This is a genomic window from Thalassotalea algicola, assembly GCF_012932965.1.
Classification (GTDB): Bacteria; Pseudomonadota; Gammaproteobacteria; order Enterobacterales; family Alteromonadaceae; genus Thalassotalea_F; species Thalassotalea_F algicola.
On record NZ_JABBXH010000002.1, the window covers coordinates 741429 to 759397 of the forward strand.

The following is a 17969-nucleotide window of genomic DNA, read 5'->3' on the forward strand; positions in this document are numbered from 1 at the left end:
AAAAGCACCGCTAAAGCGGTGCTTTTTTCATAAAACAAGATTAATAACTTTCGCTAGTTATTATGATTTGCTACTGAATGTCGATTAATTAATGTTGGTTCAAAAACTCGTTCAATTTCTAATTTTTTCTTTTGATAAACATCTTTCAAAACTAACTTTGCAGCCATATGGCCCATACTGTTAACTGGGTTATCTATTGTTGTTAATGTTGGATACAAATAGTTAGCAAAAATTACATTATCGAAACCTATAATCGATAAGCCTTCAGGTAACCTGAAGCCGTGTTCTCGGGCATACTTCATTGCGCCAGAAGCCATTTCATCATTAGCACAAACCAACGCAGTAAACTGCTCATTTTGTTTAGTTAGGTACCTTAATCCGTCACTACCACCGGTTTCTTTAAAGTCGCCAATGAAGAACAAGTCTTCATTAAACTCTATGTTACTTTCTTTTAATGCGCGCTTATGTCCTAGTAATCGATTACTGGCATCCGCTTTAAATTGAGGGCCTGCAATATAGGCAATTTTTTGGTGGCCATTATCGATAATGGCTTTTGTTGCTAAGTAACCGCCAAGCTCATTATCAAGGCTAATACACTTTTCACTAAGTTCTTCAACGAAGCGACTCATTAGGTAAACTGGCGTTTTTCCTTCGTTAAGCTCTATCAAGTATTCATCTGAAACAGCTTCTACATGCGCAATGATAGCGTCACAATTTCGACTAATAAGAAACTCGATACCATCCTTTTCTTTATCTTCTTCAGAGTGACCTGTAGTAATAATAACGTGCTTACCTGCGGCGCGAAGTTCAGATTCTATACCAGCCATCATTTGTCCGAAAAAGGGACCATGTAATTCAGAAACTAAAATACCGATAGAGTCACTTCGACTTGATGCGAGTGAACGAGCAATTGAGTTTGGTCGATAGCCAAGTTCAGCCATAGCATCGAGCACTTTTTGCTTTGTTTTGTCACTCACTCGGGCATTGTTATTCATTACCCTTGAGACAGTAGCCAGTGAAACACCGGCTAATTTTGAAACTTCGTAAATGGTGGCCATTAATTAAGTAAAACTATTTTGTTTTTATTGACGAAATAATACCTAAGATGTTCGATATTAACTAGCACTGAGTTTAAGTTTACTTTGAATATCGTCAAGCTTGTCACTTGTTAGCGAATACTTTGTCATAATTGCAGCAACTACATAAGAACCAACGGCTGGTAAAACAGTGAATGATAGGAGAATACCATTTTGAGTGGCGACGGTTTGCTCCACATCTGGTTGATATTGATAGAAAGCTAATAACCAGCCAGCAATCGCACCACCAAGCGCTACGCCCATTTTAATAAAGAAAATTACGCCCGAATATACTAAGCCCGTAACACGGATACCGGTTTTTACATGACCATAATCAATAGTGTCTGCCATTTTTGCCCATAAAAGCGGTGTTGCCATATCAAGGAAGAATTTCCATAAAATAAAGGCAATAAAGGCTAAAGCAATTTGATCTGCACCAATGAAGAAACTAAAGATACAAATGGTAGCTGATATAACTTGCAACCATATATACGCTTTAATTTTACACACGCGTTTTGCCAACGGTTGAGCTACGGCACAGCCAATCATACTTGCGACCACGCCTAAAGTCATAAAAGAGGTAATTAAATCTTCACGGCCTAGGAAGTACTTAACGTAATAGACCGCTAGCGTAAACCTTAACACTTGTCCTGTTAGTAGGAATAATGCGGCAAGACATAAAATTCTCCACTGATCATTTTGCCACAGCGATTTAGCGCTAGCGGCAAAACTTGATTCTTGTGATTTGGGTTGTTCAATGCGCTCTTTGGTACCAATAAAGCATAATAGGAACATTACTAACCCCATTAAGCTCATTGCGGCCATAGTGTATTGATAGCCTTTTGCATTATCGCCTTGGCCGAAGTATTCAACTAGAGGCATGGTACAACCGGCGACAATAACACCGCCTAACATACCAAAAACGAATCGGTAGGATTGAACAGTAACGCGCTCTTTTGCATCTGCTGTTAATACGCCACCTAGTGCACAGTAAGGAATGTTAATTGCCGTATAGGCAATCATTAGCATGGTATAAGTGCTAAATGCGTAAACAATTTTACTTGTACCTTCGAGATCAGGTGTAGTAAATGCCAGAATACTGATAATGGCAAATGGTAGTGCTAGCCAAAGTAGATATGGTCTAAAGTGGCCCCAACGTGTATGAGTTCTATCAGCAATGCTGCCCATTAGCGGATCGGTAACCGCATCTATTACACGCACAGCAAGAAACATAGTACCGACGACAGCAGGTGACAAACCAACTACATCTGTGTAGTAAAGCATTAAAAACATCATCACTGTTTGAAAAATGATATTACTGGCGGTATCACCTAAGCCATAGGCAATTTTTTCTTTAACACTTACTTTGTTTGAAATAGTCATCGTTATTATTTTTTATCTATTTGAAATTAAGTCGCGATACGCTAAACCACTTTGTTTTATAGTACGTTTTTGCGTTTTATAATCAACGTAAACAATACCAAACCGTTTTAAATAACCTTCTGCCCATTCAAAGTTGTCCATTAAACTCCAAGCAAAATAGCCAACGACATTAACCCCTTTTTCAATGGCATCGTTTACAGCATTTAGGTGCAGCTGATAATAGTTCACTCGATCAAAATCACTGACTTTATCATCTTCGATAGTGTCAGCCATTGCCGCACCATTCTCGGTGATATAGACCGGGGGTAATTCGTATAACTCATTTAGGCTAGTTAACAGGCTAGTAAATGCCGCAGGATAAATTTCCCAACCTATATCCGTAATTGGTGCAGGAGGTGGCAATTGACGATAAATTTCATCTTCATCTGAAGTGTAAATTGCACGGGTGTAAAAGTTAATCCCTAAAAAGTCGATTGGTTGGGCAATAATATCCATATCGCCATCTTGAATGTCTGGCTGCTGCCAATCAGGCATAGTATTAATAATTTCTGGGTAAGCTTTATCAAACAATGGCTTTATATACCATTGATTAAAATACTGATCGGCATAATCGCTTGCCGCTTGATCTGCTTCTGTATTGGCATAACAGGGCGTAAAGTTTAGAACGATACCATTTAAGCTCTTCGGGCTATTTTTTTGTAGCACTGGCATTGCTAAACCATGGGCTAACAATATATGGTGAGCCGCTTTTCTACCAAATTCTTTTCCTTTAATTCCAGGTGCATGAATACCGACTTCATACCCAAGGTAAGAGCTACAAAAAGGTTCGTTAAATGTCGCATAAGAGTGAACTCTATCGCCAAACGCTTTGGTAATTACATCGGCGTATTCTTTAAATTGATATGCTGTTTCTCTATTTAACCAACCACCATTACCTTCCAAATGTTGCGGTAAGTCCCAATGATAGAGCGTGACAAAAGGTTTTATATTCTTCGCCAATAGCGCATCTAATATTTGAATATAATAATTTATCCCTTCTTGGTTTGCGCTACCGTCTTGATTAATAACACGAGGCCAAGAAATAGATAATCGATAAGCATCAACACCTAACGAATTTATCAATTCAATGTCTTGTTGCCATAAATTGTAATGATCACAAGCGATATCACCATTGGAGTTATCTGCAATTTTGCCTTCCGTGGCGCAAAAGGTATCCCAAATACAAGGTAACCTGTTACTTACGCCGCCTTCAATTTGAAACGATGCTGTTGCAACTCCAAAGGTGAAGTCTTTTTTTAGCATGGCAGAGTTTGAGGGTAGCTTATATTTGTTCATTAATGTCTTACCTATCAAAGCGCTTTCGATATTCTCGTCTGCGTAATTTATTCATTAGTCTATAATTCGTTTTGAAAGCGCTTACAATTTACTTGAAAAAAAACTTTCATTCGTTTTAAATAGTGAGTGAAAGCGCTTACATTTCTATTTAGATTAGTTGCTATTGATATTAAGGTCAACTGATTTATCTATTTCTAATTAAACGCGCTACCACACATATTGATGATAACTATAAAGGGGGAGTGTATGGCAGGAAGTACTGCGATACCCGGACAAACAAATCAACTATCGACAGGTGGTAATGAAAATTACGGCTTTGCTCTAACATCGTTAACCTCACTATTTTTTATGTGGGGGTTTATAACGTGTTTAAATGACATTTTAATACCGCATTTAAAAGCAGTCTTTGATTTAACATACACCCAAGCAATGCTTATTCAATTTTGCTTTTTTGGTGCTTATTTTATTGTATCTCTGCCATCTGGCGTATTGGTTAAAAAACTTGGCTACCAAAAAGGTATTGTTATCGGCCTAGTAATCGCTGCACTTGGTTGCGCGAGTTTTTATCCTGCGGCCGCTATGCAAAGCTATCCAGTTTTTTTAATAGCGCTATTTATTTTGGCAAGTGGTATTACGTTATTGCAAGTGTCTGCAAATCCTTATGTAAGTATTTTAGGTAAGCCGGAAACAGCGTCATCACGCCTAACGTTGACACAAGCGTTTAACTCGCTTGGTACAACAGTAGCGCCATTTTTTGGGGCGTTTCTAATTTTGGAGCAAGCAGCAACAGAAGTTGGTAATGCGGCAAATGGTGCTGAAGCAGTGCAAATGCCTTACCTTTTATTAGCTGCTATGTTGCTGATATTAGCCGCTGTTTTTGCTTATTTGAAACTGCCAGTGGTTGCTGATACTCAAGTAGAAGATGGTGAAGAAATTATTGGTAGCGCTTGGCAATACCGTCATTTAGTTTTAGGCGCGTTAGGTATATTTGTATATGTAGGTGGTGAAGTTGCTATTGGCAGCTTTTTGGTTAACTTTTTCGCTGATCCAAACATCGCAGGTTTAGAAGAAGCAGAAGCGGCCAAGTATATTGCTTACTATTGGGGCGGCGCCATGGTTGGTCGATTTATCGGTGCAGGCGTGATGCAAAAAATTGCAGCTGGCAAGGTACTGGCATTTAATGCTGTTGCTGCTGTGGTTTGTATATGCGCTGCAGTATTTACTAGCGGGACATTCGCTATGTGGGCAATACTAGCCGTTGGCCTTTGTAATTCAATTATGTTCCCAACTATTTTTAGTTTGGCAATTAGCGGACTTGGCAAACATACTTCTCAGGGCTCTGGAATTTTATGTTTAGCTATTGTCGGTGGTGCCATCATACCGCTATTTCAAGGCATGCTTGCCGATAGCATCGGTGTACAGCTGTCATTCTTATTGCCGATAGTTTGCTATGTATATATTGCATATTACGGCTTAATTGGCAGCCAATTTAAGCAAGTCAATAGTTAAAGGAAAGCAATCAATGTTTAATAAAAATAAAATCACTTTAGTACTGCCATTTGCTTTTCTACTTAGTGCTTGTGGCGATGATTCTGCAGCGACGGCAGATGAAACTAAAGTTGAAGAAAAACAAGTACACCGAGATATCTCAATTTGGCCAACGCTTGATATAGCCGTGAAAACAGACGAAGAGATTGAATCAAAGGTTGAAACGTTATTAGCAAAAATGACCTTAGAGCAAAAAGTTGCTCAGATGATACAACCAGAAATTCGCGACATTACTATCGAAGACATGCGCAAGTATGGGTTTGGCTCGTATCTTAATGGTGGCGGTGCGTTTCCTAATAATAACAAGCATGCAACACCACAGGACTGGATTAAGCTTGCCGAAGATTTATACCAAGCATCTGTTGATGACAGCGTAGATGGTATTAATATTCCAACTATGTGGGGAACAGATGCCGTACATGGTCATAACAATGTTATTGGCGCGACCTTATTTCCGCATAACATCGGCTTAGGCGCCGCAAACAATCCTGCATTAATCGAGAAAATAGCAGAAATTACCGCAACTGAAGTTATGGTCACGGGTATTGATTGGGTGTTTGCACCAACAGTTGCTGTTGTTAGAGATGACCGCTGGGGCCGCACTTATGAAGGTTACTCTGAAGATCCAGAGATAGTTCGCGAATATGCTGCCGCTATTGTAAATGGGCTACAAGGGCATGCAGATGGAGATTTTCTAAGCGATAAACGCGTTATTTCTACCGTCAAACACTTTTTAGGTGACGGCGGTACAGAAAAAGGTGATGACCAAGGGGATAACATTGCCGCAGAACAAGCCCTTTTTAATATTCATGCTCAAGGTTATGTTGGCGGTTTAGGTGTCGGTGCACAGTCAGTAATGGCATCTTTTAACAGTTGGCATGGTGATAAAATTCATGGCAATAAATACCTTTTAACTGATGTGTTAAAAGACAAAATGGGTTTTGATGGCTTTGTAGTGGGTGACTGGAATGGTCATGGACAAGTCAAAGGCTGTACCAATGAAAGTTGCCCGCAGGCAGTAAATGCAGGGCTGGATATTTATATGGTGCCAACCGCAGCTTGGAAACCTTTGTATGAAAACACCATTGCTCAAGTAAACTCTGGAGAAATTGCTCAATCTCGTATTGACGATGCTGTTCGTCGTATTTTGAGAGTAAAATTTAGAGCAGGGCTTTTTGATAAACCAAGTCCTGAAAATCGCCCTTACTCTGGTAAAACAGAGTTAATTGGTGCGAATGCACACCGCGAAGTAGCGCGCCAAGCGGTACGTGAATCGTTAGTGCTTTTGAAGAATAAAAATAATCTTTTGCCTTTATCTCCAAAGTTAAATGTTTTAGTTGCTGGAGATGGCGCTGATAATATTGGTAAACAGTCGGGTGGTTGGACAATTACTTGGCAAGGTACCGGCAATAATAATAATGATTTCCCTGATGGTACATCAATTTACAATGGTATTGCCAAGCAAGTAAGTCAAGCGGGGGGCTCTGCGACACTAAGTGTAGATGGTAGTTTTGAGCAAAAACCTGATGTCGCTATTGTTGTTTTTGGTGAAGACCCTTATGCAGAAGGTCATGGTGATCGCGATAACTTAGCTTATCAACGAGGCGAGCAGAGTGATTTGGCATTATTAAAGTCACTAAAAGCACAAGGTATTCCGGTAGTGTCGCTATTTATTAGTGGTCGTCCAATGTGGGTTAATGGCGAGCTAAACGCTTCAGATGCTTTTGTTGCCGTATGGTTACCTGGCTCTGAAGGTAATGGTGTTGCCGAGGTTATTTTTAGCGATGCTAACGGTAAAGTTCAGCATGACTTTAAAGGTAAGCTTTCATTCTCATGGCCGAACTCGCCTAGCCAAGCAGTTGTCAACCGTGGCGACGCAGATTATGCGCCATTACTGCCTTATGGGTTTGGTCTGAAATACGGTGACAAGAATGTATTGGTCGACAGTTTAGATGAAACTGTTATTGCGAGTGCTGATGAGCAGCAAAGTGAACAATTTTTTGATGGGAAAATGCATAAACCTTGGTTAATGTGGTTGTTCTCTGGTGAACAAAAAATTGAGCCAACCGCTAACACGCACATGCTAGGCAACCTTGCTTACCGTACCGTTGATAAAAACGTTCAAGAAGATGCAAGACAAATTAAAGTTACCGACGGTGTTAAAGCGGGCTTGAGCTTTATTAGTAAAAGTAATTTTAGAGAAGATTTGATCTCAGCAATAGAAAGCAAATCTGTTCTACGCTTTATGGTCAGTGTTACTGAAGCACCAAAAGGTAGGGTTATGCTAGCAACTCGCTGTCAAAAAGCGGAAAGTCCAACTGATAACTGTGGTTCAGAAGTTGATATTACAGAGCATCTATCACAAATCATCCACCATGGCTGGTCCGAAGTCACGGTGGATCTTCAATGTTTCGCCGAAAAAGGAACTAGCTTTGGTGATCTTGTCGTACCTTTTGAAATTTATTCTGAGAAAGCAATGACTTTGCAAATAGCAGAGGTTAGCTATGAGCCAAATAAGGCCAATGAAGCTTCCTTAAGCTGTCAATAAATACTCAATAGTAAAAAGCAGCCAAGTAGGCTGCTTTTTTTTAAGGAAAAATTGTCATGAAAAAGTGGATAACTTTACCGGCATTTATTTCATCGGCTTTAAATCTACATGTATTAACGTTATCTGCGTTAATGGTGTTGGTAAGCTGTGGTGGCTCGGGTAGCAGTGTTAATAGTATTCCTTCTTCGAACCCTACTACAACAGAGCAAACAGAAGGCTCAGAGACGACAATCTCATTTGAAGTTCCTGAGGTCAGTGCAAATTGGCAACTGATTTGGTCTGATGAATTTGAGGCAGGTACGATAGATTCAACAAAGTGGAGTTTCGAACGGAATTGTGCCGGTGGTGGTAACAATGAGCAGCAATGCTATACCAATAGACTAGATAACGCCTTTATTGAGTCTGGTAGCTTAGTAATTAAAGCACTACGCGAAGATTTTACCGGCCCAGCAGTGTTTGATGACTCACCAAACTACGATACCAATATCACTAAAACTCAGCCGTATACTTCAGCTAGATTACGGACAAAAAATCTTGGAGATTGGCGTTATGGTCGTATTGAAGTACGCGCTAAGTTGCCGTCAGGCCAAGGAACATGGCCTGCGATCTGGATGCTGCCAACAGAATGGAAGTACGGTGGCTGGGCTGGTTCTGGTGAAATCGACATTATGGAAGCAGTGAATTTGAAGGCAAAATCAGACGCTTCTGGTCAGTTAACTGATACGGCAGAAAACAGAGTTCACGGTACGTTGCACTATGGTAGAAAATGGCCTGAAAATGTATATTCAGGCACTAGCTACAGTATGCCTGACAACGCTAACCCTGCTGATGACTTTCATTTATACGCCATAGAGTGGCAAGCGGGAGAAATTCGTTGGTATGTTGATGGTGCTCACTACGCTACACAAAACGCTAATGGTTGGTATAGCCAATTTCATAATGAAAAAGGTGAGATCATTGATGGCACTGGTACTGCACCATTTGATCAAAAGTTTCATTTGATCCTAAACTTTGCCGTTGGTGGTGACTGGCCTGCTACTGTTAATGAAAAAGGCATTGATGAGTCGGCATTTCCTCAACTTTTTGAAATTGATTATGTTCGTGTTTATCAATGTAGTATAGATGCTGATTATGGGCGGGGTTGCGAGGCTATAGGAAAAGATGCAAAGCTGGTTGAAGGGCATACGGCACCACCTTTATAAAACTAATTACTTAAGGTGATTATGTTTGTGAACATATTCACTTATTTCTCTATAAGTCGCTACCCAATAGAGAGAAGCATTACTTGCAAGATATTTAAGTAATGCTTCGTGTGCTTCTTTAGTCACTGATAAATGATCACCGCCAATACCATGAAATGTATAGTTGGCAAGACTTCCTTTATTCGCAGCATTTTCTGCATAGCCTATTAACGCAGCGACATTTACGTTGTGTGGTGCCCATACTTGTGCATCTTTTACATCAAGGTTGTATCGTTCAACAATGGATTTATTCGCTTTGGTTTTTATCCCTACAAAGTGAGTTTTAAGTGCAGGTAAAATTGACTGTCCTTTGACAATTATATCGCCACAAGGCAGAGTCAATGTACGGGTATTCTTTCCATCAATGGCGTGTAGCCAAGCATTAGCGTTAAGTAGCTCTTTGAGGTATTGCTGATGTGTTTGTTTATCTAGGTCATTTTCTACAGCTACCCAATCTCTGTTAGGTAGGGATTTTCGACAAGGGTGACTAATACTGTGATTGCCAAGTTCATGACCTTGCGCTGCAGTTGCTCTCCAGTCAGCTAAACGTGTGCTTAGCGTAGGAGAGGAAAGCGTTAAATAGAATGTGCCTTTGAACCCATATTGATTCAGTTGTGGAATAGCATTATCTAAGTGGCTGGTTAAAGCATCGTCATAGGATAAACTGATTGCCGCTTTAGCACCGTTGGGCCAACTAAACTCTGCATTGGTTGCGGTTGCAGTGAAGGACATCACTATGAAACTAAGTGTTAACTTTTTCACAGTTAAATCCTTCTTCACTTTAATGGCAATACTTAGCTGTCCTTGATTAAACAGTATTTATCGACAAACTGTTTGTGTGCAGGCAATGCATTGACGGTATTGGTAATATTACTTTTTATATGATCAAGGAAACGTTTTAATTCATCATCGCTCATATTATCGACTATAGGGTGGTAACTTTCAGGTATCAGCCCTTGTCCGATCATAACTTGCATCCAAGAATCATCAAATAACTCATTGTTTTTTCTAAATACACGTCCGGTATTTTTAAATAATTTTATACGGTGTGCTAAACCTTCTGGTATATCGATATTTTGGCAGTGACGCCAAAATGGTGTGTCGTCTCGGTTATGAACCTTATAATGTAAAATGATAAAGTCACGAGTTGTTTCCCAATCAAAGCGTGTTTGTTGATTAAACTCTTCTACGTCATCTTCACTAATGCCTTGTTGCGGAAACATGCGCAATAATCTGACGACTGACTGTTGAATTAAATGAATACTGGTTGACTCTAGCGGCTCCAAAAAGCCACTTGATAAACCAACCGCAATACAGTTCTTATGCCAATGTTTACGTCGCATCCCAGTTCTGTATTTGATAACAAAAGGCTCAGTAATTGGCTTTCCGTCGATATTATTAAGTAAGGTTTGCTTGGCTTCTTCATCACTTACGTACTGGCTACAATAGACAATACCGTTGCCAACTCGATGTTGCAGTGGAATACGCCACTGCCAACCAAAATCGTGGGCAATAGAGCGTGTATAAGGTTTTGGTGTTTCAACAGACTCAGTTTGTACAGCAACTGCGGAATTGTTTAATAACCAGTGTGACCAATCCTCAAAGCCGGTATGCAGTGCACCTTCAATTAGTAGTGCTCGTTGTCCTGTACAATCTAAAAATAAATCGCCTTGTACTTCTGTACCATTAGTAAGGGAAAGCGACTCAATAAAGCCGGTTTCACTGTTAAGGTTTACGTCAGATATTTTACCTTCTACACGATTAACACCGCAGGATTCAGCTATCTTACGTAAAAACTGACCATATCGTGTTGCATCCATGTGATAAGCGTAATTCAAGCCATTATTTGGTAGTTGAGCAAACTTCTCTTTAACCGCTGCAACCTGCTCAAGACAGTAATCGCCAAAGTCGCTTGCGAGCCCTTTTTGTTTACCTTTTAACCAAAAATGTTGAAATCCGGCGGCCCAGCAATCATTACCTGTAGTACCAAACGCATGAAGATAATCTTCATTTTTATTGCGCCAGCTTTCAAAGTTAATACCTAGCTTAAATGTACCGTGGGTTGCTTTAAGAAACTCTGCTTCATTTATTTTAAGTAATTGATGGAAGTATTGCAGGGTAGGGATAGTTGCTTCACCAACGCCAACAGTACCTATTTCGTCAGATTCGACCAAGGTGATTTCTAGGTTTTTTCCTATTGTCTTTGCAATGGCTGCTGCTGCAATCCAACCAGCGGTTCCACCACCAGCGATTACAACTTTTTTCACTTGATTGGTATTCATAATTAGTATCTTTTTTATTGATTGAGCTTGTTAAGTAACAAGGCTCGTAACTTTCTAATTGATAACTCGTCGTCGGTTTTAAGTACGCCTAGGGCCTTTTCTGGTATATGTTTAAAACGATTTGGTTCATCACTAAAAACGTAATAATCGAATAACGATTTCATCGCTTTTTTTTGCACTGTTGAAAGTGATCCTAAGTTCATTATTCCATGCATTAAGGCATCCATCGGAGCACCTGCACCTGCAGTGGCCTGTTGCCACCAAAAATTAACTAAACCATTAATTGGCGCCAGGCTTTCAACACAGTGCCACCATAAACTGGGGAGTAATAAAGCGTCACCAGGCTGCAATTCTGCAACTAACGCAGTTTTAAGCGCTTTTTTATATTTAGGGTGTAGAGCAAAGTCAGGTTTTCTATGGTCTACTAGACTAATAGCTTGACCAGCAGGGGTTAAGTCAATTGGACCAATGTAAAGGTTTTCAATTTGTTCAGGTGGAAATAATGTAAATCGCCTTACCCCTGCAACACAAACCGCAACATTGTTAGGTAAATCCTGATGGGCAGCTACGACAGTTTTATTACTTAACCAGATGCTAACAAGTGGATTTTCATCTACAAGTGCTTCGATATCATTGTCAGCTCGAATGGCAGGAATTAATTTATCGACATTTGTAGAGCCCATATAGTGAGCTTGACCTTGTTCTGTGTCGTCAACACTAGAAAGCATGTCAAGAAACTCATCAAAGGCGACACTTTTTCTGGAAAAATTAAAGCCAGAGCATTCTTGGTTATAAAAAAGTCGTCCTTGATGTTCATTTGCAACAGAGCCTGTACCCACGATCATAGGTTCATGATGTTGTTTTAGGTAGTCAAGAAAGCTGTTGTCTGAAATATTTGCCGCTTTAACCATAGGCCAGTTTTCGGCTAAACCTTTAAATATAATAGGTTCTCTAACCTCAACTAAGTAATCGTTAAGGTTGTTAACTTCAGAGAAAGTAACTTCTTTCACCATTTTCATTAAATGAACCTTTGGCTACCTAAATGTACGCTGTTCTTTTCGTTGAATTAACGCTGTAACGTTTGCGTGAGACGCGATAACCATATAAATCAGGTTTAACAATCCGGATTTGTTTAATGACGCTAATTGCTCACCATCAAGTTGAGCGAGTTTATCTTCATTAATGGTATAAAAGCCTGATAAACGATTATTGGAGCCGTCATTTAATTGAATGTCGAGGTTAAACGGTTCAAGTAAATCGAGCTCTTGAACAGTCTCCATAAATTTTTGCGTTGTCGCTTTACTGTCGTGAATGGTTTTTAAAATAGTACTAATGCGATTAATGTATTCGCTGTTACCACCATGAGGTAAAAACACCTCTACACCAGTCTCGGTGTTTACACGAGGACTGTCCATATCAATATGCACTACTGGGCTTTGTTCGTTTTGCTCATTAGTTTGAAAGCCGATTAGAAAAGGCTCTCGCTCAACCATTAACGGCACATAGCTCGCTTGCCAACCTTGATCAGTTAAAAATAAGTTTTCATTTTGCTCAAAGCCAAATAACGCAATCGAAGAATAAGCGTCATTTTGATCTTTTAGGAAGAAAATAGGGTAGTCAGCTTGAGCGTGCTTATATTCAAAAGGGTAAAGCAAACTATAGGTCTTGTTATTGCCAAACTTGGCCGACTTCTCTGTATTAATTTTGAGATCTTTGTGCTCAACGTTATTGAGTAATTCGTGATTTGCCATAATTTCCCCGTGGTATTTTTCTAGCCCGCTTTTTGTTGTTGATATTGCGAGGTTAAATAATTGATTAATTCTCGATTAGCAGGCAATCCTGCTAAGTATTTATCTGTAAGTTGCTTGTTTTCGTTAAATAATTTTTCGCTGAGCAATTGATTGTCGTATTGTCGTTGTGTCGCTCGATGTTGAGTTTTAAACCCCATGCCATACAAAATGTACTGGTAACTGGCGGCTGGAAAAATTTCTTCAATTTGAATGAAGTCATTATAGGTTGGCTCTTGATGCTGCCAAAGAGCCAATAGTTCTTGTAAATGCTCTGGTACAGTTGCCGATGCGCGATTATCTTGCCAATATTTGCTTGAGCGCATACTTAATACGTAATGAAGTTTTAAAAATTCTACGATTCGTTGCCAACGATAGTTAAAACGCTGATTGAAACGTTTTGCTGCGATAGGCATTACGTCCATTACACTTGGTAGCTCTTTGGCAATCATTTTTGCAGATAATTCGATTAGTGCTAATGCAGACGCTTCAAGTGGTTCAATAAAGCCTGCAGCCATGCCTACGGCAACACAGTTTTTATGCCAGAATATTTCTCTATGACCTGGTGTAAAGGAAATCTCTCTAAAATCTAGAGATTCAATGTCCTCGTTAGTTAATTCTTTACTTAAATATTGGGTGAGTTCTTCTTTGGCTTGCTCTGTATTACAATAATCGCTGGCATATACGCAACCTACGCCACGACGATTAACAAGGCCAATATCCCATAACCAGCCATTATCATGAGCTGTAGCGATAGTTTGGCTAGCAATTGCCTGATCTGGCTTTTTATAAGGGACCTGAACGGCAATAGCACTGTCGTTAAATAGAATGTGCTTAAGACTTTTCAAAGGTATTTGGTAATGTTTATCGATTAGTAAGGCATGTTGCCCTGAACAATCGATAAATAGGTCACCCTTAATTTCACCATGGTTTTCCGTAATAACGGCTTCAATATCGTTATCAATTGCCCCTTTAACTTGGTTAACCTTGTCATCGATATGGATAACACCAAGGTTGTTAACACAGTGCTCTTTTAAAAGCGTAGCGAATTTCCCTGCATTTAGATGGTAACCATAGTTGGCTACTGCTGCATATTGTGGTGTTTGCAGTTGTTTTGGTGCTTTGAAATTGTCGCAAAGGTGTGGTTGACAACTTAACGCATGAGCAAAAGAAGTTTGTTGCTGGTTTTGTTGCCAATAACTCACTAAGTCACTTTGACCAAATCCGTGGGGGGCAACAAAAGGGTGGTAGTAACTATCCTGCTCGGTGTCATGACACCAGTTAACAAAAAATGAACCTTGTTTAAACGATGCATCGCAACAAGCAATAAACGCTTGTTCACTGATACCGATTGAATGCAATGTGTCGCGCATTGTTGGCCATGTTCCTTCACCAACACCAATGGTAGGAATATCGCTCGATTCAATTAAGGTGATGTTAATACCGTTCGGTAGATGCGTGTTATGTGCGGCAGCTATTATTCCAGCAGTTAACCAACCGGCTGAACCACCACCAACAATCACGATTTGTTTTACCGACTTATCCATACTACCAAGGCAACCTATACGAACATCGTGTAGCTAGAGTAATGAATACTACTAATAAATGTAAAGGCAAAAGCCGCTAAATTTAAGCGGCAATTGCCCTTGGGGGGTTAGAACTTGTAACGAAGTCCAAAGTTATAACGAGGTCCCATTTGCTGAATGTTTTTCACCATTAACTTATGGCGACCATACGAGCGTGTATATTCATCGGTAAGGTTAATACCTTCAACGAATAGTGTTAGGTTTTCGTTATAGTCATAGCTAATGTTAGCGTCTAACTGACCATAGTCTTCAACGTAAACAGGGTTTGAACCTTGACCGTCATTTAGACCTTGCAAGAAGTCGTCACGCCAGTTGTACGCGATACGTACTTGCAAACCGTCTTTGTCGTAGAAACCAACAAGGTTGTATGAGTCACTTACACCTAGTAATGGTGTATTTTCGTCACCATGGTCAGCATTATCATATTCTACGTCACTATCAACAATCGTGTAGTTAGCAATGATACCGAAACCTGTATCGTCAAATAAATGCTGAACAGCTAGCTCGAAACCATCAACTTTATTTGAGCCTTGGTTGTAAGGTTGGCTAAACAATACACTTAACGGATCGTTACCTGTTGGGTGACCCCAAATTTGGTTTTTAACCGGATCACCGCCTGGATCAACGATTACGTATTCACCATCAGCATAGTTAGCAGCAAGGTATGCACGAATCGCAGCACTATTTGATGGATCGCCACCTGTAGCAGCTACAGCTTCTTGATAACGAGCACCTTCAACAGGGCTAGTTGCATCATATGGCTGTTCTACAACTTCACGAGAACCGATAACGTTATCTACATCTTTTTGGAAGAAACCAATTGATGCGTAGCTACCTTCACCGTAGTAGTACTCAAATGATAAATCGATGTTGTCAGATTCAAGCGGTAATAAACCTACGTTACCACGTGATCCTCGACCGTTATCAACATTACGAACTTCGTCTAATACCGAGCCGGCCGTTAAGTTACCGTAACCAGGACGAGTAATCGTTTGACTGTATGATGCACGGAAAATCATGTCTTCCATTACTTCAATATCAAAATCGATATTAGGTAATAAGTAGTCGTAATCGCCTTCATCACTGAAGAACTGCGCATCGCCGCGAACAATTTGGAATTCGTTGGTAGATACCCAACCAATTGCATTAATTTCTGGCAATAATGTCTTTGAAGTTACATCAGTTTGCTCGTAGCGTAAACCAACGACTAAGTTTGCTTGTTTTTCGCCAATTTCAAAGCTCATGTTAGCTTTAACGTAAGCACTTACCGATTCTTCTTTAGTACGACGATCTGTCTCAAAAGTAGATGGTGCACAAATTGTCGTGCCACAAGGCCAAGCTGTTGGATCGCTTGGATCACCGTATAAGTTTCCTACAAGGTCAGCAATGGTATTAAAGTCAACGGCCCAGTATTGATTAATCATATTTGATTTATCACCTGGTAAGTTGTCAAAACGATCAACCATTGTATCCATGCTAGCTAATAAGAAACCATCATCGATATCTGCTGGTGAACCGGTACCACCCCAGTTAGGGCGCTCTGCTCGGCCAAAGGCATTGCGGTTTTCTACTTTGTTAAAACCAATACCAAAGTCAACACTTTCAACAATACCGTCATCAAAAATGTAGGTACCGTCTAATTGAATTTGGTCAATTTCAGATTTCATGTAACTATTACGGAAACTAGTACCCGTTGTCATTACACCTTCAGGTGTTAAACCTGCTGTGCCATCAGGGAATACCACTTCAACTACTGGGAAACCTGAAGAAAAATCAACTTTAGTCTCAGCACGCGTCCAAGTCGCCATTTGAATAGTATTACTGTTACCGTAGATGCTATCTGGCTTCGCTTCAGCTTCTGAGCTATGGAAATCTAACGAGAACTGTAAGTTGTCATTTACTAAGTATTCTAAATTTAAACCGACAGATTTATTTTCATTAACTTGAGCACTTTGCTCTACTTGGCTAACTAAATCAGAAGGGCCATCCATATCGTGTAGGAAAATAGGCGCTGCTACGTTATCACTATTTGGATCAGTCCATTGAGAACCTGTTGGTTGACCCGCATAGTTTAAGCTCATCCATACTGAGTGGATATTCTGATTAAGCTCTTGCTCAAGTTTTGAATAAGTATAATCGAGAGTTGCAGTAAAGTTTTCTACAGGGCGGTACTGCATAGTCAATTGACCGTTAGTACGTGTACGCTCTACTTCACTAAAACCATATAGTACATTGTGTGGCACTGCATAAGTTACGCCATCAGCTGGTACGTTAATTTGATTCGGGCCTTCACCAACCGAACCCCAGTCACCAACACCACCGGTTTGTGGGCGCCAACCGTTATCAACACCAGCACGTGCTGAACCGCTTTCGCGTTCTTGGACACTCGCTGTAATTGCAACACCAAAGGTGTTATCTGCATAAGTATTGCTGTATAACGCTGATAATTCTGGAGTTACGCTAGAGCCAGTTTCTGACGAAGTATCATGCACACCTTTAATACCGATAGATGCGCGCTCTTCACCTATGTTTAATGGCTTAATCGTGACTAAGTTAATAGTAGAACCGATACCACCAGTTGCGACGTCTGCACGGCCAGTTTTATAAACTTCGACTGAAGAGATACCTTCAGAAGCCAAGTTAGCAAAATCGAAAGAGCGAGAATCAGAAGCGCTCGTATCATTAATATTTGCTGTTGGCATTTGACGACCATTTAACGTAACAACGTTATAGTCTGGTCCAAAGCCACGTACTGTTACTTTAGAACCTTCACCGTTATCACGGTCAATTGAAACACCGGTAATACGTTGTAGTGATTCTGCTAAGTTAGTATCTGGGAACTTACCCATATCTTCAGCATTAATCGCATCAACAACACCATTTGCGTTACGTTTGATATCCATCGCCTTTACTAAACTACCACGAATACCACGAACTTCGATTACCTCGATTTCTTCGTTTGATTCCTCTGCAGCAAAGGTCGGGCTAGCTATTGTAGCGCCTAAAATCAAAGAGAGGCTAGATGCCAGCTTTGATTTTTTAAACCTGTTATACGTCATGTTTTTTCCCTCGATTTCGTTTTTATATCATTATTATGCGTTAATGATTAATTGTAAGCGCTTACATCAAAGTTTAAAAAAAACCTTAGCGTTTCTCTAGTAGTTTTAATTTGAAAGCGCTTAC

The 17969-nt window shown here is 40.1% G+C and carries 12 protein-coding genes; 3 read left to right on the plus strand and 9 right to left on the minus strand.

All coding sequences use genetic code 11. From position 1 onward, the window contains the following. Positions 1-53: 53 nt before the first annotated feature. Genes HII17_RS08015 through HII17_RS08025 form a run of 3 tightly spaced genes read right to left on the minus strand, consistent with a single transcriptional unit; the run spans position 54 to position 3794 of the window. Positions 54-1058 (minus strand): LacI family DNA-binding transcriptional regulator, encoded by a 1005-nt coding sequence (locus HII17_RS08015; protein ID WP_169074812.1) that lies wholly within the window; start codon positions 1056-1058, stop codon positions 54-56. Between the two features lie 57 nt (positions 1059-1115). Further along, on the minus strand, positions 1116-2459 hold the full coding sequence (locus tag HII17_RS08020) for a glycoside-pentoside-hexuronide (GPH):cation symporter (RefSeq protein ID WP_169074813.1): 1344 nt from the start codon (positions 2457-2459) through the stop codon (positions 1116-1118). Positions 2460-2471: 12 nt separating this feature from the next. Further along, entirely contained in the window at positions 2472-3794 is a 1323-nt protein-coding gene (locus HII17_RS08025; RefSeq protein ID WP_169074814.1) for a GH1 family beta-glucosidase, read from the minus strand. A gap of 246 nt (positions 3795-4040) precedes the next feature. Here HII17_RS08025 and HII17_RS08030 point away from each other — a divergent pair, with 246 nt between their 5' ends. Genes HII17_RS08030 through HII17_RS08040 form a run of 3 tightly spaced genes read left to right on the plus strand, consistent with a single transcriptional unit; the run spans position 4041 to position 9092 of the window. Beyond that, positions 4041-5303, plus strand: a complete 1263-nt coding sequence (locus tag HII17_RS08030; RefSeq protein ID WP_169074815.1) for a sugar MFS transporter — start codon at positions 4041-4043, stop codon at positions 5301-5303. A gap of 13 nt (positions 5304-5316) precedes the next feature. Then, positions 5317-7890 (plus strand): glycoside hydrolase family 3 protein, encoded by a 2574-nt coding sequence (locus HII17_RS08035; protein ID WP_169074816.1) that lies wholly within the window; start codon positions 5317-5319, stop codon positions 7888-7890. A 56-nt stretch (positions 7891-7946) separates the two neighbouring features. Beyond that, positions 7947-9092 carry a glycoside hydrolase family 16 protein gene (locus HII17_RS08040; RefSeq protein ID WP_235938671.1) on the plus strand — a complete coding sequence of 382 codons (1146 nt, stop codon included), beginning with the start codon at positions 7947-7949 and terminating at the stop codon, positions 9090-9092. Positions 9093-9098: 6 nt separating this feature from the next. Here the strand turns inward: HII17_RS08040 and HII17_RS08045 are convergent, their stop codons facing one another. The 6 genes from HII17_RS08045 to HII17_RS08070 all read right to left on the minus strand — a co-directional run bounded on the left by HII17_RS08045 (position 9099) and on the right by HII17_RS08070 (position 17845). Next, on the minus strand, positions 9099-9893 hold the full coding sequence (locus HII17_RS08045; RefSeq protein WP_169074817.1) for a polysaccharide deacetylase family protein: 795 nt from the start codon (positions 9891-9893) through the stop codon (positions 9099-9101). Positions 9894-9925: 32 nt separating this feature from the next. Continuing rightward, complete coding sequence (locus HII17_RS08050; RefSeq protein WP_169074818.1) at positions 9926-11413, minus strand: tryptophan halogenase family protein; 1488 nt, start codon at positions 11411-11413, stop codon at positions 9926-9928. Between the two features lie 14 nt (positions 11414-11427). Further along, positions 11428-12432, minus strand: a complete 1005-nt coding sequence (locus tag HII17_RS08055; RefSeq protein WP_169074819.1) for a cupin-like domain-containing protein — start codon at positions 12430-12432, stop codon at positions 11428-11430. 15 nt (positions 12433-12447) lie between these two features. After that, a complete protein-coding gene (locus tag HII17_RS08060) occupies positions 12448-13164 on the minus strand; it encodes a SapC family protein (protein WP_169074820.1) in 717 nt (238 codons plus the stop codon). 20 nt (positions 13165-13184) lie between these two features. Continuing rightward, positions 13185-14747 carry a tryptophan halogenase family protein gene (locus HII17_RS08065; RefSeq protein ID WP_169074821.1) on the minus strand — a complete coding sequence of 521 codons (1563 nt, stop codon included), beginning with the start codon at positions 14745-14747 and terminating at the stop codon, positions 13185-13187. A gap of 107 nt (positions 14748-14854) precedes the next feature. Beyond that, complete coding sequence (locus HII17_RS08070; protein WP_169074822.1) at positions 14855-17845, minus strand: TonB-dependent receptor; 2991 nt, start codon at positions 17843-17845, stop codon at positions 14855-14857. Positions 17846-17969: the final 124 nt, after the last annotated feature.

Excerpts from the sequence above, each read along its gene's own strand:
- HII17_RS08040 (WP_235938671.1), top strand. The coding sequence starts at position 7,947 with ATGAAAAAGTGGATAACTTTACCGGCATTTATTTCATCGGCTTTAAAT.
- HII17_RS08050 (WP_169074818.1), bottom strand. The coding sequence starts at position 11,413 with ATGAATACCAATCAAGTGAAAAAAGTTGTAATCGCTGGTGGTGGAACC.
- HII17_RS08060 (WP_169074820.1), bottom strand. The coding sequence starts at position 13,164 with ATGGCAAATCACGAATTACTCAATAACGTTGAGCACAAAGATCTCAAA.
- HII17_RS08055 (WP_169074819.1), bottom strand. The coding sequence starts at position 12,432 with ATGAAAATGGTGAAAGAAGTTACTTTCTCTGAAGTTAACAACCTTAAC.
- HII17_RS08020 (WP_169074813.1), bottom strand. The coding sequence starts at position 2,459 with ATGACTATTTCAAACAAAGTAAGTGTTAAAGAAAAAATTGCCTATGGC.
- HII17_RS08065 (WP_169074821.1), bottom strand. The coding sequence starts at position 14,747 with ATGGATAAGTCGGTAAAACAAATCGTGATTGTTGGTGGTGGTTCAGCC.
- HII17_RS08035 (WP_169074816.1), top strand. The coding sequence starts at position 5,317 with ATGTTTAATAAAAATAAAATCACTTTAGTACTGCCATTTGCTTTTCTA.
- HII17_RS08015 (WP_169074812.1), bottom strand. The coding sequence starts at position 1,058 with ATGGCCACCATTTACGAAGTTTCAAAATTAGCCGGTGTTTCACTGGCT.
- HII17_RS08030 (WP_169074815.1), top strand. The coding sequence starts at position 4,041 with ATGGCAGGAAGTACTGCGATACCCGGACAAACAAATCAACTATCGACA.
- HII17_RS08025 (WP_169074814.1), bottom strand. The coding sequence starts at position 3,794 with ATGAACAAATATAAGCTACCCTCAAACTCTGCCATGCTAAAAAAAGAC.
- HII17_RS08070 (WP_169074822.1), bottom strand. The coding sequence starts at position 17,845 with ATGACGTATAACAGGTTTAAAAAATCAAAGCTGGCATCTAGCCTCTCT.